Origin of the sequence: Paenibacillus sp. FSL P2-0322 (genome assembly GCF_037975315.1) — a bacterium.
GTDB classification, from domain to species: domain Bacteria; phylum Bacillota; class Bacilli; order Paenibacillales; family Paenibacillaceae; genus Paenibacillus; species Paenibacillus polymyxa_B.
This window is the reverse complement of sequence record NZ_CP150243.1, coordinates 5289907-5306359: the sequence shown is the minus strand read 5'-3', so window position 1 is coordinate 5306359 and position 16453 is coordinate 5289907. Positions and strand designations below refer to the sequence as shown.

Sequence of the window (16453 nt, the reverse complement as noted above, 5' to 3'; positions counted from 1 at the left end):
GTTTTTATGAAACATAATGCTCGTTGTAACGTATGTAAGATGAGCAAAGTTTCTAAGCCGGAGCATGTTATGTTGAGAAACACGGAAGAATATTAGAAAGGATTGGCTCATATGGATTGCAAACAAGCCGTCTCTTTTATGCATGACTATCTAGATGGCGACCTGTCTGAGCAGGACAAACATGAGTTGGAACAGCACTTGTTAGACTGCCCGGAATGCCGCATGCGTTTTAAAGAGCTGGAGCGGACGGATGCGATGCTTTACGGTACACGCTATCATCAAGTGCCGTGTGTATCGGATGAGCTGACATTTCGCATTATGAATGCTTTGCCACCGCATAAAAGACAGACTGCGGTGCCTATGCTGACGTGGGTGAAAAGGCATCCCGCTGTAACAGCCGCTGCCTTCTTCCTTATTGTTATATGCTCAAGCATGGCTAGCTTTTCTAGCACGGACCATCAATTGGTAGTCAAAGGAAGCCAACTGGATCAAGTCGTTATTCAGGGTGATACTGTGATTGTGCCTGAAGGGAAATCCATTGCCGGAGATCTAACAGTGCAAAATGGTGAAGCCCGTGTATACGGCGATGTGGAAGGAAATGTAACTGTAATTGATGGTTCTTATTATCAAGCGTCCACCGCTCATATTGCAGGACAGGTTAAAAGTATTGATCAAACCTTGGATTGGATTTGGTACAAGGTTACTGATTTATTCGGGGGACCCTCTTCTCCATAAAAGAAGCTTGAAATGGCAAGGACGATATCGAGCGCCTCTTTCCGCTGGAAAAGGCGTTTTTTTGTATATGAAGCTGGCGAATTGTACTGTATTTTACTGATTTTAGCGGTTCTTTTGTCACACAGCTTGCAACGTGAGCCTGATCGTTATAACCTAGATAGAGAGAGCATACTGTGTACATATTACACCCACTCACTACAGAAAATTGCGGGGGCATGCGCATGTTGGATTATTTTGCGGACCTGACTTGGAAAGAGTCCATTAAAGATATTATCGACATTTTGATCGTAACCTATATTATGTATCAGCTTATTTTACTTGTTCGCGGAACGCGTGCAGTTCAATTGTTGAAAGGGATTCTATTTCTGGTTGTCATTTGGGCGGTTAGTACCTGGTTTGATTTGTATACCCTCAAGTGGTTGATGAACCAGATGTTCACCTTTGGTGTGGTGGCTATCTTTATTATTTTTCAGCCTGAGTTGCGTCGTGCACTAGAACAGTTGGGGCGTGGCAAACTATTTGGGCGTTCGTCTGCGGATGATGAAGAAATTAACAAGTTAATCGGAGAAATGATTAAGGCGCTGAATTATTTATCACGTAGGAAAATAGGAGCTTTGGTCGTATTTGAGCGTGAGACAGGGCTAAACGAATATACAGAGTCTGGTATCAAGACACAGGCTGTAGTCAGTTCTGAACTGCTAATTAACATCTTCATTCCTAATACCCCTCTGCATGATGGTGCGGTGATTATTCAAAATAAACAGATTGCTTCTGCGGCCTGTTATTTGCCATTATCGGAAAATCCGTTCATCAGCAAGGAGTTGGGAACCCGTCACCGGGCTGCGATTGGGGTGAGTGAGGTAACGGATGCCGTAACTGTCGTGGTGTCAGAGGAAACAGGGCAAATTTCTTTGGCCATTAATGGACAGGTCGTGCGCGACATTAAGGAAGAATCCCTAATCTCCAAGCTGTATGAGGAGTTGCGGCCAACACCGTCTTTGAAGGAAAAACGCGGCTCATTCTGGAATCGGAGGGGAGGCCGTGGAAATTCATGATGGACAAATGGATTAACAATAATACGATTTCCAAGATATTGGCGCTTGCGGTTGCTGTTCTGCTGTGGGGAATGGTCCATCTAGATACAGGTACACCTTCATCTACGCTGACCGTTTCTTATAATAATAAAGTGATTGATAATGTGGCCATTCAGGCCAGTGGTCTGGATGATTCAAAATATGTATTGTCTACCATGGATACTGACCATGTAAAGATGGAAGTTAGAGGACAGCGCTCTGTGCTGACTTCCTTTTTCGCGGATAATTATCAGGCAAAGCTAAACTTAAACGGCTTAGGAGCAGGCACTAAAACATTATCACTCGAACCGGATTTACCGGACGGGGTGGAATTGGTATCTATGACTCCTAACCGTGTTACAGTGACGATTGAGGAAAAACAAACGAAATCATTTAATGTATCTATAGTTCCTAAGGGAAATCCAGATGCGGGATTGCAGCTTGGTAAGCCTGTGATTGCTCCTCAAACCGTGAAGGTTACCTTGCCCAAAAGCCAGTTGAGTACCGTCACTGCCGTTCAGGGGGCTGTTAATACGGATGGCATCTCAGAAAAGTTTGAACAGAACCGTGTAAAACTGAAGGCTTATAACAAAAAGGGACAGGAACTTACAGGTGCGGTCATTGAGCCATCCACTGTGTCCGTTGAAATTCCGGTAACTCAGCAGGCGAAATCTGTGCCTGTTAAGATTGTATATTCCGGAGAGTTGCCAGACGGATTGGCGCTTTCTAAAGTCAATGCAAACGTGAAAGAAGCGGCGGTGTATGCATCGCAGGATGTATTGGGCAGCCTTAGTTCTTACGTCACGGCTACATTGGATTTAAGTCAATTTACGGAAGCGGGGACCCGTGCAGTTCAAGCTAATTTGGCAGCCCCCTCAGGTTCTGATAAAATCGAGCCAGGGTCAATACAAATTCAGGTGACCGTCGTTCCTTCCAATGAAGTCACAGATACGGAACGGACGCTGTCAGGCATCCCAATCGTTTTACAAGGTGCAGGAGATGGAGCGACTGCGACTGTTACAGCGCCCGCAGGCAAGACGATGGATGTTACTGTGAAGGGCCCGCAGGATATGGTAAACAATTTAACCAATGATGATATTAGTTTGGTGGCAGATGTAAGTGGCCTCGCGGCTGGTCAACACGAGGTTACTCTGAAAGTAGGCTTGCCTAAATATATTACGCAAGCCGGAAATGCTAGCCAACTAAAGGCAACGGTCAACATTGAGAGCCCTTCTACGCCTGCTGTAACGAATCCGAACAGTGAGAATGAATCAAACCCCTCTGGTAGTGGCGAAAAGGGGCAGGAGAGGCCACAGGAGGGGCAAGGCAGTCAAAGTGGAGACTCTGACGCTAAGACCGGGGACAACGCAGCTGCGGAGGATAAAACAAATCCTCATAACGGCGCAGATTCTTCTGCGAATGGAACCTCGGAGAACAGTCAGCCATAACATGTTTTATCTGTAGTAAATAATCATGATTTATTAGACAAAAAAAGGGAGTCATTTTACATGGGGAAATATTTTGGTACAGATGGTGTACGAGGCGTTGCTAATCAGGAACTTACAGCCGAACTGGCATATAGCATTGGCCGCTGCGGCGGATATGTTTTAGCAGGTAATGTAGAGAAACCGACAGTTGTTATTGGTATGGATACACGGATATCTGGACTGATGCTGGAATCGGCTCTTGTAGCCGGTTTGCTGTCCATTGGGGCTAATGTGGTTCGTCTAGGTATTGTTTCGACACCTGGGGTGGCATATCTCACACGTCAATTGAAAGCTGACGCTGGTGTGATGATCTCAGCATCTCACAATCCAGTTGAAGACAACGGCATTAAGTTTTTTGGCGGCGACGGTTTTAAATTGACAGACGAAACGGAATTGAAAATTGAAGAGCTGATGGATGCAAAAGAAGACCAACTGCCTCGTCCGATTGGTGGCGGATTGGGAACGGTTGTTGTAGACGAGCACTCCCGCTACGATTATCTGGAGTTCTTGAAAACAACAATTAGCCATTCTTTTGAAGGGTTAAAAATTGTACTGGATTGTGCAAACGGAGCAGCTTATGAGCTGGCGCCGAAGCTTTTTGCAGAACTGGGAGCTGAGGTACATACCATCGGTGCCGAGCCAAACGGTTTGAATATCAATGATCATTGCGGATCGACTCATCCTGAGAAGTTGAAAGAGGAAGTGCGCCGCTTGAAAGCGGATATTGGTCTGGCCTTTGACGGCGATGCCGACCGTCTGATCGCGATTGATGAGAACGGGGAAGAGGTAGACGGCGACTATATTCTCTGCATTTGCGGAGATGCAATGAACCGCGCGGGAAAACTTAAGGATAGCACCATTGTATCGACAGTGATGAGTAATATCGGTTTTTATAAAGCTACTGAAAAGCTGGCACTCAAGACTGCAAAAACTGCGGTCGGGGACCGTTATGTGATGGAAGAAATGCGTCGGGGTGGATTTAATCTGGGCGGTGAGCAGTCTGGTCATGTTATTTTCCTGGATCACAATACGACAGGCGATGGCATGCTGACCGGGATTCAGCTGGTAGATACCTTGAAAGCTTCTGGCAAGAAAATGAGTGAGCTAAAATCGCTCATGAAACAGTATCCGCAAGTGCTCGTAAATGTGCGTGTGCAGGACAAACGCAATTACGAGGGGAATCCTGCTATTGCAGAAGCAATTGAGCAGGTGGAACAACAATTGGGTGATAATGGGCGTGTATTGGTCCGTGCTTCAGGCACAGAATCACTTATTCGTGTGATGGCCGAAGGCCCGGATAAGGACGAACTGGAGCAATTTGTCGGTCAGATCGTAGATGTCGTGAAGAAAGAATTAGTTTAAAATTTTGTAAACGTCGGTTGCCTGCGAAAAAGAAGCAGGCAACGGCGTTTGCGGTTATTTACTAACGATTTATGACCTTCATGGTGTAATTATGAATAAAGTGTCATTGCCAAATGATACTTAGCTGAATATAATATAGGGATGCTGTGACTCAGATAGAGAAAGTGAGGGTTGTAAGGTTCGTAATACAAGCGCCAGAGCTTGATTTTGTGCGGGGGAACTTGGTGGAGAAGCAACGGATTCAGTTGAGATAAAGTTGCTCGCAAATCGGTTCACGACAAAACAAGCTGACGAGGTGAAGGTGTTCGAAACATTCGGCGGGGACCTTCCGGTGAAGCATCAAGCCGTAAACCGGCAGCGGAAAATGAACAGGCAACTGTTTACACAACGCACCGGTAGATGCCTTTATTATTTTATAACCTAAATTATAAGATTCATTTCATGAATGTGCGGCCATCATCATTGGCGTGCGCGGTTTGGGAATTTCGTTACATTCGTGAAGAGATGCCTGTAAATTCTATAGTTATCATTGACAACTTCATAGATGAATGAACTTTATTCCGCAATCTACCGCACACGTTAGTCCTGTGATGAGTCGTCTTGTGAAATGATGATCGGGAGGATAACGAATATGTGTGGCATTGTAGGATATATTGGTAATCAGAATACACAAGAGGTATTGATTGACGGATTGAAGAAGCTGGAGTATCGCGGTTATGACTCTGCGGGTATTGCCGTGTTTACAGATTCAGGATTGCAAGTAGCTAAGGCTAAAGGTCGTCTGGCGAATCTGGAAGCTAAACTGGATGGTACGCCATTGGTAGGCCATGCAGGTATCGGACATACACGTTGGGCAACGCACGGTAAGCCTTCTGATGAAAACTCCCATCCACATTTGGATGAGAGCCAAAAGTTCTCTGTAGTTCACAACGGAATTATTGAGAACTATCTGGAGCTGAAGGAGCAGCTGATCAGCGAAGGTCATACCTTTATTTCCGAAACGGACACGGAAGTTATTTCCCATCTGGTTGCGCGTGAATATAAAGGGGATATCGTCAAAGCAGTACAAAAAGCTATTACCTTTATGCGCGGTGCTTTTGCACTGGGTGTGCTGACAGAGCATGAGCCTAATAAGCTGGTTGCTGTTCGTCAAGCTAGCCCGCTGGTTATTGGTGTGGGAGAAGGCGAGAACTTTATCGGTTCCGACATTCCGGCTATTCTGAAATATACACGCAATGTATTTATTTTGAACGATGGCGAAATGGCTGTTTTGACCAGTGATGCTGTCGAATTAATGACAATCGAAGGCCAATTTATTTCTCGGGAAATGATTCATGTCGAATGGGATGCTGTAACAGCAGAAAAAGGCGGCTATGAGCATTTCATGCTGAAAGAAATTCACGAGCAGCCTAAGGCTTATCGTGACACAATGTTGGGCCGTATCGATAAAGATACTAAAAAAGTTGTTCTTCCTGAGCTGAAGCTGACAGAAGAACAAATTAAAAATATCCGCAACATTCAAATTGTTGCGTGTGGTACAGCTTACAATGCTGGTTTGATTGGTCGTACAGTTATTGAAAGTCTGGCTCGTATACCGGTAGAAAACGATGTGGCTTCCGAATATCGTTATCGTTCACCTATCGTAACACCAGAGACATTGGTGATCGTAGTGAGCCAATCCGGTGAAACTGCTGACACGTTGGCAGCACTGCGTGAAGCACAAGCAAATGGCGCTCATGTACTGGCGATTACCAACGTAGTCGGCAGCTCCATTGCCCGTGATGCAGATGATGTGTTGGTTACACTGGCAGGACCGGAAATTGCCGTAGCCTCCACTAAAGCATATTCTTCACAGTTGATTGCGTTCTATCTGTTTGGTTTGTATCTCGCTCAAGTGCGTGGCACACAAACGGGTGAGCAAGTAGCTCATGTGCTGGCTGCTATGGAATCTCTGCCAGAGCAAGTGGAAGAGATGCTGGGTAAAGCAGATGCGATCAAAGCCTATGCTGAGCAAATTGCGAGCCACAAGCACCTGTTCTTTATTGGTCGCGGTCAGGACTATGCTGTAGTACAGGAAGGCTCCCTGAAGCTCAAGGAAATCTCCTACATTCATTCCGAGGCTTATGCTGCGGGTGAATTGAAGCATGGTACACTGGCATTGATTGAAGACGGCATTCCGGTTATCGCTTTGGTAACACAGGAATCCGTGTTGGAGAAAACCGTGAGCAACATTAAGGAAGTTAAGGCTCGTGGTGCAGATGTTCTTGCGATTACGTACGAAGAGCACGCAGTTGAGTTGCTGAAGTCCGTGGATCAGGTATTTGCCATTCCAAAGACACTTCCAATCCTGTCTGCTGCAATTTCGGTTGTATCTCTCCAACTGTTGGCTTACTACGCTTCTCTTGCACTGGGTCATGATGTTGACAAACCACGTAACCTGGCGAAAAGTGTTACCGTAGAATAAGCTTTAGTAAAATGCTAAACTAATTGTCTGGTGATAAAAAAGTGCGGAACCAGTAAAAAAAGTATGGAACTAGTTATTTTACAAACATCAAGAAAGATCCCGATGATATTATATCGGGATCTTTTTAGCTTAGGAGGGCAATTAGGTCTACAATAGGCCAACGAATTCGAACTATTAGAAAAACAAACAACTTAAATCAAATAAAGTTTGCAAATACAATTGGAATTTCTCAAGGAACGTTGAGTGAACTAGAGCAAGATAAATATAGACCCTCTCTTGATATAATTATAGCAATTAAAGAAAACTTCAATTCCCATATAGAGTGGTTAATCTTTGGAGATACGCCTGTATCAAAGAACCCTATTTTTAATTTAGCTATTGAAGCCTAGGAACTAGAACTTATTTCTTTGTTTCGAGAACTTACTAAAGAAGATAGAGATGAAATTATTGATTTTATAAAGCTGAAGATTGTTCGGTACTAATCTTTCCCGGAAGCTTCTTATTAAGATGCCTTAAAAATGTTAAAAGAAAATAAAGTATTAGACCGTAAAACAAAGTTCTAGACTAAGAAAATAAAGATATAGATTGAGAAAATAAAGTCTTAGACTGACGATTCGTCATTAAGCTAACGGGCAGGTTAGTGATGGTGGCTACCGCCAAAAGTCTTGGAATCCCTTTAAAGAAGAGAAATACACTTAACATCAAATTTTGGTTATATCGTTTTAGAAGAGTTCTACTAGTAAGTCATAAGTCCATCTCCATTTTTTTCATAATCGGTTCTAAGCGCCGATTTTATTTCCGTGGAACAATTCAAAAGAACGGCCGCTGTTCGCATCGTTTGCGACAGGGCCGTTTTTTGTTTTTCGTAGGCTAGCTTCAAATTGCTATTCTTGCCAAACACTCATAGGGTCCCATGGCTTGATTTGATTACCATATTTTCCGGCCAAAAAAGCTTTCATGTCTTCCAGCTTAGCAGGCACCTCGTTCCAAATTGGAAGGGGTGGTAACCCTCGTTTGCTTTTCAATAGGATATCCACTGTAACATACAAGCGTTCTGGCTGAATCCAATGAAGAAAGCGGGAAATATCAATTTGCTTGGTCAGGGACAAGGAATCAATTTCGCCATTGTAATGCTTGTTGAACTCGCTGATCAGATTCAGGAGGTAGTCTCTCTGCTCCTTCACGAAGTCCAGGCCGCAGATGGCGCCATGTCCTGGAACAACGATTTCGGGTTTAATTTCATCAATAATGCGATCAAGCACTTTAACCCAATTGAGGGTTCCCTCTTCGCTGTATGCCGTACAACCGTTAAACACGACATCGCCGGCGAACAGCACTTTTTCTTTTGGCATCCACAGCAGCAAGTCACTGTCAGAGTGGGCCGGAGCTACGTTGTAAATCATAACTTCCGTATCTCCAAGACGGATGTTGATATCGTCCTTTATCTCAATATTCGGGAGCACCCATTCTACGCCTTCCAGGTCGAATCCTTCAAATTCTGCTGCAAAAAACCGCTCGCCCGAAGTCGATTCCGGAGAATCCTTTCCTCTTCTAATGACGCTGTCCATCCAGGCGATATTTTCGGTGAGACGCTCTCTGGACGCTTCCTTGTGCATAATAATGCAAGCATCTTCAAACACTTTGTTTCCCCAGGCATGGTCGCTGTTATAGTGCGAGTTCACCACATATGCGGGAGAGCCGCCGTTGCTTACTTCCATAAAAGCCTCCCGCATTTCCCGCGCATGGAACAAATCGAAGAACGTGTCATACACCAGCCCTTCACCCTTGTTGATGAACCCGGCATTGGCCCAACTGATGCCGCGATACGGCGAAATACCGGCAAAGACGCCATCTGCAACTTCAAAAAATTTAACACGAGGTTTTTGGATAATATGTCCATACTTCATGAAAATTCTCCTTTGCGTATATGTTTTTGGGGTAAGGCATACTGACTATGTCTTTATTATAGAGAATGGAAAACAGAAATGCAAGCATGTACTTGCATGCATTTTCTCTGTGCTATATGATAGTAACAGAACAACATCACACTACATGGATGGAGGCGCTGCAACATGAAGCTAGTAACCTTTCAAACCAAGACATCCCAGGAACCTTTGTTTGGGCTTGTAATTAACGAGAAATTTGTCGTGTCTTTTGCCGCAATCATGAAAAAGCAGGGAACATTCGTTGACAGTCTTGAATGTATGGACAGCTATCTTCATTATTTGCCGGCAAGTTATGATGCCGCTAAGGAATTGATGCAATATGCTGTCGAACAGTCGCATCAATTCAATGAACATGAAATCTGCCCGATTGCAGCGGTAAAACTGCTGCCGCCGGTTCCGAATCCGGCTGCGCTTATCGATTTTGGGCTGACGCCAAGACATCTGAGAAATGCTGGCGCAAATCTGCTGCAAAGAGAATATACAGGGCCGGAAAGAGAAGAGCTTAAACGAAATATTACCGAAAAATTCCAGAAAGATCCGAATAAAGTAACTTTCAGTTATTACAAGTGTAACCATAATGCATTAATTGGCGATGGGGATACGATTCATTGGCCTTCGTACACTTCCTACCTGGATATCGAGCCGGAGCTGGCCTTTGTTACAGGGAAGGGGAACTGCATTGCAGGTTATGTTATTTTTAACGACAGTACTGTCCGCGATGTGCAGTGGCCGGATTTCCAGGCGCTGACCGGACCGACGCGCTGCAAAGATTTTGATCGCAGCAAAGGAATAGGACCATTTCTGGTTACGCCGGATGAAATCGACAACCCGCTGGTACTGGATGTGGATGTACGCATCGGGGAGAGACTGCACTGGAAGGGAAGCACATCCGAGTATTCTGCACACCCTGCAAAAGTGATGGAGGAGGTTCTCAAAGTTTTCACGCCGCTCCCGGGCACGATTATAGGAATGGGGACGATACCGGATTGCTGCGCAATCGAGACCGAACAATGGCTGTTGCCCTCTGACCGAATCCAGATTACATTTGATAAATTAGGCACGCTCACGCAATTTGTGCCTGATCATGTCAAGATTACGGAACCAAGCCGCTGGGAAAAAAGAAGCGATTTGCCTTAAATAAACGTTTATGAAAATGATGAACCCCGACCCTGCTGCACATGCAAAACTTGTAGTAGAATAGGTTTAACATATGCAAAAGGAGAAATACAATGCAAACTTCAGACAGAATCATTGAAGCCGCGACACGGCTCATCAAAAAGAAGGGCTATCGGGGAGTAAGCACCAAAGCCATTGCAACGGAAGCTAAAGTCAATGAATCTACGATTTTCCGGCAATTTGGAAGCAAGAAAGGCATATTGGAAGCCATCATTGAAAGACATGCGGATATCCCGCAATTTGAGAAGCTGTTAAAAGAGGACGCGACCGATAATCCGGAAGTCGATCTGCTGAATGTAAGCCAGCAGTACCGTTTGTTTTTCCATAAAAATGCGGACATCATTTTGATTGGCATCCGCGACAAAGGAATGCTTCCCGAATTGGACAGAGTGCTGGCCGATCCGCCGGTGAAGCTGCACTCCTTGCTGGTTGAATATTTTGAACGCTTGCAGAAGAAAAAAGTTATAGCCAGACAGGATGAGCGTCTTGCCGCCATGTCTTTTCTCTCGATGTGCTACGGATTTCAGATGAGCGAGCTGATTCACCGGCAATATCAGTCCCAACTCGTCACCGAGGAAGAGTTCTACAAGCACAGTGTCTCATTGTTTGTAAAAGGAATTTTGTCTCAGTCATAAGCTTTGTTGATTTATTTAAATATGCCGAAGACTGCTTGCGCAGCTTTAACTCTAGAACAATTGAAAGAAGATGCACCAAGATGCTCGAAAGCTCGTTATACTGCAACCGGGACATTATTTCTGACAAGGCTCCGTCATCAATGACATTCTAAAAAAATCCAAAAATATGGATATCTTTATCGTTGCTGATCGGGCGGAGCACCATGGAGAGCGGATTCTGCCAGCCAAAATGACCAATCGGAAGAAAAACCCGTTATATCACCGCTTAAATTCACGGGAAGTGGATGAGAAAATTGGACGAATCAAAAGGGGAAGATTCAAGGTCTTTATTGGTGCGGCTCCTGGAGTTGGCAAAACCTACACTATGCTGCAAGAGGGCAATCATCTTCTTAAAAAGGGCATTGATGTTGTAATTGGTTTGCTGGAAACGCATGGGCGAAAAGAAACCATCCAGCAGGTTGCAGAACTGCCATTAATCGAGCGCACAAAAATCAAATATTCAGGCACAGAACTTGTAGAAATGGATACTGGGGCAATCATCCGGCGGAATCCTGAACTGGTACTTGTCGACGAGTTGGCTCACACCAACGTTCCCAGTAGCAAAAACAAAAAGCGATATGAAGATGTATTGGAAATTTTGAATGCTGGGATTTCTGTCATTTCTACCGTTAACGTTCAGCATTTAGAGAGCTTAAATGATGCAGTGGAGCAAATTACAGGGGTGCGTTTCAGGGAAACCGTCCCGGATTCCATTCTTCGCCTTGCTGACGAGGTCGAGCTGATCGATGTGGCACCGCAGGCTCTACAAGCCCGTATGAAGGAAGGAAAGATATATGCCCGGGAGAAGATAGATCAGACTCTGGGGAACTTTTTTAAAATTGGAAATTTAATTGCTTTAAGGGAGCTGGCGCTTCGGGAAATTGCGGACGATGTGGATGAACGTCTGGAAGCATGGGAGCGCAAAAGTTCCTTACGTGGACCCTGGAATAAGCGGGAGGTCATTTTCGTATGCGTCAAGCTGAGTTCCAATGCAGAAAGGTTAATCCGGCGGGGATTTAGAATTGCATTCCGACTAAAGGTACAATGGATTGTCACATATGTACACCCAACGGATACGATGAATGAAGAGGAATTGATGAAAAAAGAGAAACTCGAAAGCCTGGTAGTGCGTCTAGGCGGGCATTTTGAAGTTGTGCCACTTGGGCATTCTGATAAGCTTGCAGATGTTCTTCTTGCCAGAGCTAATGAATATCATACTACCCAACTCATTATTGGTCAGAGTGACAGCCCCATATGGAAACGTTTACGGGAAGGAACAATTATCCAAAAGTTACTGCGCACTGCGCGGCATATGGATATTCTTGTGGTCGCCAATTACGATCCTCATATCAAGCGAGATACTCTTCCTGATAGTATTATGCAAGGTTAAGTATAAGAGAAGAGTATCATTGAATGCCTGCATTCAAATAAATGGAACCTCGTTATACTATGGTTAAAAACCATTTGAAAATTATATTGCAAAAGTTGTATCTTCAAAATCGTGTCCAGCTTACAAGATATGCGCTTGAACAAGGCACCTGAAAAGTGGGGAGAAGGTTGTTTTTATGCGCGCAATCAAGCTATATGTGGGGGCTGGTAAATCACAAATTGTCTCCAAGCTATGTCATCCCTCTTGCTACGTTTAACATACCAGGATTGAACATTTGCGCGAGTTTTTTCAATCCCTTCATTGTACTCATTCAAATATTAATAACGACTTGTTTACCATTGCCCACAATAACTGGCTCCTACTTCACATGCAAAGAGCCATTCGCTTTACTAAAATCCGAAAGAACATGTTTTATTTTTTAAATAGAGATAAAGTTGAACAAACCCACTCTTTTTATACAACAACAATGTATTCAAAATTTCTCAGTCGCTTTGGCGAAGAAATGTTGTCGCAAATTGGGCTGTCAGATCAGGATATTGTGCTTCCTTCGCTCTGGGGAAAAGAGGCGTTGATTAATCCCCTTATCTACATTATTTATATGATTTATTTCTCTGATTCAGTGGCCAACTTTTTGAAATTAAAATCCGATGAGGGGCTAAGTAATAACGGATAATTATAAAATGACTTTTTTAATTGAAGGAGAAGCTTTAAATATGATTTGAGAACTCAACTTTATTGTATTTATTATTATTATGAAATAACGAAAAACGTTGATTTATCAACACTATTCAGAACTCAACTTTATTGTATATAGACACTAATTTGTCTTCGGACAATAAAGTTGTGTACTAAACAATAAGATTGTGTACTAAAAAATAAAGTTGTGTACTAAATATTAACGAAAAATAACAATAATATCTTTTCTTAGTAAGTATTTAACAAAAGTCCGATGAGCAAGTATCATCGGGCTTTTGTTATTAAATTCAGGAGGCGACTGCTTTGGCTCAATCAGAGCGAGTATAGTTGCATGACAAATCAAAGGGCTTTGAACCCTTTCCTGTATTGGTATCTTAAGTAATTGAAGCAGGAGAAATCCAAGTTTCTGTTGAAAACAGTATGAGAAATCAAGAGCTTATTGTCGCGATGAAAAAAATGTTTTTTTATCTAAAATACAAATGAATATATAATATATATAACTATTATAAATTAAGTATGTATTTCATTTTTATGGATGGTAGGTGGAGCAATGAAGACTTTGGGTGAAAAGATAAAGAGTATAAGAAAATTAAATAAGCTTAATCAAACTGACTTTTCATCTACTATTGGTATTTCTCAGGGTACATTAAGTGAATTGGAAAAAGATAAGTACAAACCATCCTTAGAAACCGTAATTGCCCTTAAACTAAATTTCGATATTGATTTAGATTGGTTATTACTTGATGAGGCGGCAACTTTTTATAGTGGATTATTTCAAGTTAAGTTAGATGATCTTGAATCAAAATTAATCTCAGGATTTCGAAAGTTAGACCTGGGCGATAAACAGGAAATAGAGGGAATTGTTGATTTGAAGTTAAAGCGGTATAGAGATAAATGAACTTTCGCGGAGCCGTGAAGGGGACTCATTATTGCAAAGCCTTCAGTAGTTATGTTTTAAGTTCACATTAGACATATGATCCATCCAATTGAGATGGACACACGGCTATCCATATAAATCTGGAAGAAGAAAGTCCCAATTTTTTTTTACTATAGGGTCTCCGAAGCAAAAAGTGATTGATGTTATGGGAACTTCGACATCGGTCATCGGAAACTCATGGACTTATGGGAATCACATGTGGAATTGGACTCTAATGATCATATCATTGGGTGGAATAATATCAACCATAATTTGAAAGTATCTATTGGCTCAAAGAAGAAGGGGGCCGCTCCATTTACGATAGGATCTTCCATCCAAGATGTAATTGATGCCATGGGCACACCGACGTCTATAAGATGTTCGTTACGAGTCCTGGTTTGAATATTAGTGCTCCTTGGAGTATATGCGTACACTCGTATATCCTTCTACAGCTCATGCGAAGCCATGAGTCGGGGGGGGGGCAAAGAGGAAATTCAAAGAATAGAGCTTCCTTTTGGAAGCTTGAATGTAGTGATCCCAAGTCCGCAGCTTAATGTCAAAGATGCACTTGGTCAATTAAGTGAGGATTCTTTAGTTTGTGCTGGGCGTATTAATTACGAGTTATTGATGGAGTATGCTGCAAAAGGTTTCTTTAAAAAATCTGAGATTAATCGGTTTCGTCAGTTAAAAAATATAACGACTAAATATATACTGACCAAGCTGGAGAAAGACGAATGGATGCATAAATTTTTTCATAAAAAGCAACCCAATTTAAGATTCCTCTAAGACGACACTATCTGTAGCAGTGTTATTTTTCAAAGGGATTGGAGAATAAAAGAAAGCAACCTAAGATAATTCGACGGAGACCAAAGATGTGAAATTACGTGCTGAGCGATTGTATATCAACCTCGATAACCAAGATATTTATGATGGTAAGACCTATTTTTTTATTCCTTAAAGCACAATTCATGGTATAATCTCACTAAATATACATCCTTTATAATTTACGCTTTTTTGTCGAAAGTTAGTTTATTAAGAAGCTAGCCTAGTACTGAAATCTCTCTTGAAAAATTATATATCACACATCTTAAAGTCAGGCACCTTGTTTTTACAATGGGGCTTTTTTTGCATTAAGAAACTACGAGGTGAATGGAGGGGCATTATGGCTCAAGCATATCCGATTCCCACCACGATAGAAAAATGGATAAAACAAGGTAAAGGCCAGGGTATGGGAAACCCGTAAAGCGCCAATTTATCCCCAAGAAGGATGCGGATCGGGCATACGAGATCATTCGAACGATAATGGAACGTCTGGAGTTAACGTTACACCCGACAAAAACGCGAATCGTCGGACTATGGACAGGAGAAGAAGGCTTCGACTTCCTAGGCATGCTTCACCGAAAGACGAAGGCCGAAACTTCCGAAAGCCAAGTATATTATACGACCCAACAATGGCTGTGCCGTAAGGCAAAGGAGCGAATTAGGGAAGTCGTGAAGGAACGACTAGCCCCTGCGAATATGCGTCACAAATCATTCCAAGAACATTTGGAATACTTAAACCCGAAAATACAGGGTTGGCGTAACTACTACGTTACGACCTACAGCCAAAGGAAGATGGCTAAACGTGACTGGTACATCCTTCAGCGACTCACAAAATGGTATGCCAAGAAGCGTATGAGGGAAAACCTCACGTACGGTTTGATGAGGAGGGGCAGAATTTATCTGCCCTTTACTCTAGCAGAGGCGCAGTGAAGACGGCGGGATACAAAACTATGCCGGCTGCCATCCGGGCGGACGCTACGGCCAGCTTCCAGCCGGGCAGTTCCAACCGAGTATCCAACGGATTTTCAGCAGAATATCCAGCAGACATCCAGTCACGTTTCCAGCCAGGCTTCCAGAAATTCGTCAGGTAATCATGTTAAGTTATCGCAAAGCGCAAGGATTCGGAGCACCGGCAGAGAATGTATACAGGGAAGATCTCCCAAATCGGCCGGCACCCCGCCTGAATGTCGACACGCGTCGAATTCCTCGATTGATGGCAAACCATTCCCAGCGTTCTTCTCCATTCGCTCTTTTTAGGCAAAATATTAACACCTTGACCAAATTTAACTAAAGTTTTACTATACATTCTTCGGAATTTTGATATAATTTTACCTAGGTTACCTTTCCAATTATGATATAAAATAGAATTGGATGGTTTTTATACCTATCCAAGCTGTGTGCGAGAGACCAGTCCACTGGCTACCCAGCAAGCTGGCATGCGGGGACCGACAATTGTGGAAAATGACTGCCGAGAATATGTTGCTCCATGACTTCAGAAGGTTCAGAAAGGATGAAGCCGAGGCGAAGCGGATGACGGAGATCAGCCTCGAGAACGGGCTCATCATTGAAAGAGCCGGCAGAGGAGACTGCGTGCTGAAGATCATGCCTCCGCTGACCGTCTCGATGGAGCATCTGGTCGCCGGCTGCGACATTATCAAGTCCAGTATGCAGCAGGTGATCTCTCAGGAGACCCAGGATTTGCTGGTAACGAA

The 16453-nt window shown here is 43.3% G+C and carries 13 protein-coding genes and 3 pseudogenes; 15 read left to right on the top strand and 1 reads right to left on the bottom strand.

Going from position 1 to position 16453, the window contains the following annotated elements; translation table 11 throughout:
* The first annotated feature begins 111 nt into the window (after positions 1-111).
* From MKY24_RS23435 to glmS, 5 genes are all read left to right on the top strand, one after another.
* Positions 112-735 (top strand): zf-HC2 domain-containing protein, encoded by a 624-nt coding sequence (locus tag MKY24_RS23435; protein WP_013312128.1) that lies wholly within the window; start codon positions 112-114, stop codon positions 733-735.
* Positions 736-956: 221 nt separating this feature from the next.
* The gene (cdaA, locus tag MKY24_RS23430; protein WP_013312127.1) at positions 957-1790 is read left to right on the top strand and encodes a diadenylate cyclase CdaA; all 834 of its coding nucleotides are present in this window, start codon (positions 957-959) and stop codon (positions 1788-1790) included.
* Entirely contained in the window at positions 1787-3256 is a 1470-nt protein-coding gene (locus tag MKY24_RS23425) for a CdaR family protein (RefSeq protein WP_023990481.1), read from the top strand. The genes cdaA and MKY24_RS23425 overlap by 4 nt, the downstream gene beginning before the upstream one ends.
* 60 nt (positions 3257-3316) lie before the next feature.
* Positions 3317-4657: a phosphoglucosamine mutase gene (glmM, locus tag MKY24_RS23420; protein WP_013312125.1), complete on the top strand. Its 1341-nt coding sequence runs from the start codon at positions 3317-3319 to the stop codon at positions 4655-4657.
* A 631-nt stretch (positions 4658-5288) separates the two neighbouring features.
* On the top strand, positions 5289-7121 hold the full coding sequence (gene glmS / locus MKY24_RS23415) for a glutamine--fructose-6-phosphate transaminase (isomerizing) (RefSeq protein ID WP_023990480.1): 1833 nt from the start codon (positions 5289-5291) through the stop codon (positions 7119-7121).
* An 884-nt stretch (positions 7122-8005) separates the two neighbouring features.
* Here the strand turns inward: glmS and MKY24_RS23410 are convergent.
* Entirely contained in the window at positions 8006-9028 is a 1023-nt protein-coding gene (locus MKY24_RS23410; protein WP_023990479.1) for an MBL fold metallo-hydrolase, read from the bottom strand.
* Positions 9029-9193: 165 nt separating this feature from the next.
* Here MKY24_RS23410 and MKY24_RS23405 point away from each other — a divergent pair, with 165 nt between their 5' ends.
* The 10 genes and pseudogenes from MKY24_RS23405 to MKY24_RS23360 form a co-directional block, all read left to right on the top strand.
* Positions 9194-10204 carry a fumarylacetoacetate hydrolase family protein gene (locus tag MKY24_RS23405; RefSeq protein WP_023990478.1) on the top strand — a complete coding sequence of 337 codons (1011 nt, stop codon included), beginning with the start codon at positions 9194-9196 and terminating at the stop codon, positions 10202-10204.
* Between the two features lie 92 nt (positions 10205-10296).
* Positions 10297-10878 carry a TetR/AcrR family transcriptional regulator gene (locus MKY24_RS23400; RefSeq protein WP_023990477.1) on the top strand — a complete coding sequence of 194 codons (582 nt, stop codon included), beginning with the start codon at positions 10297-10299 and terminating at the stop codon, positions 10876-10878.
* A 124-nt stretch (positions 10879-11002) separates the two neighbouring features.
* Positions 11003-12307, top strand: a pseudogene (locus tag MKY24_RS23395) (histidine kinase); the annotation flags it as partial.
* 62 nt (positions 12308-12369) lie between these two features.
* Positions 12370-12459, top strand: a pseudogene (locus MKY24_RS23390) (DNA-binding response regulator); the annotation flags it as partial.
* A gap of 314 nt (positions 12460-12773) precedes the next feature.
* A complete protein-coding gene (locus MKY24_RS23385) occupies positions 12774-12980 on the top strand; it encodes a hypothetical protein (RefSeq protein ID WP_053326171.1) in 207 nt (68 codons plus the stop codon).
* A gap of 573 nt (positions 12981-13553) precedes the next feature.
* Entirely contained in the window at positions 13554-13901 is a 348-nt protein-coding gene (locus MKY24_RS23380; protein WP_023990474.1) for a helix-turn-helix transcriptional regulator, read from the top strand.
* 483 nt (positions 13902-14384) lie between these two features.
* Positions 14385-14705, top strand: coding sequence for a hypothetical protein (locus MKY24_RS23375; RefSeq protein WP_339200989.1), 321 nt, complete (start codon positions 14385-14387; stop codon positions 14703-14705).
* Between the two features lie 516 nt (positions 14706-15221).
* Positions 15222-15671, top strand: coding sequence for a group II intron maturase-specific domain-containing protein (locus MKY24_RS23370; protein ID WP_023990471.1), 450 nt, complete (start codon positions 15222-15224; stop codon positions 15669-15671).
* A gap of 20 nt (positions 15672-15691) precedes the next feature.
* Positions 15692-15832, top strand: coding sequence for a hypothetical protein (locus MKY24_RS23365; RefSeq protein WP_339200987.1), 141 nt, complete (start codon positions 15692-15694; stop codon positions 15830-15832).
* 418 nt (positions 15833-16250) lie between these two features.
* Positions 16251-16451, top strand: a pseudogene (locus MKY24_RS23360) (diaminobutyrate--2-oxoglutarate transaminase); the annotation flags it as partial.
* Positions 16452-16453 lie beyond the last annotated feature (2 nt).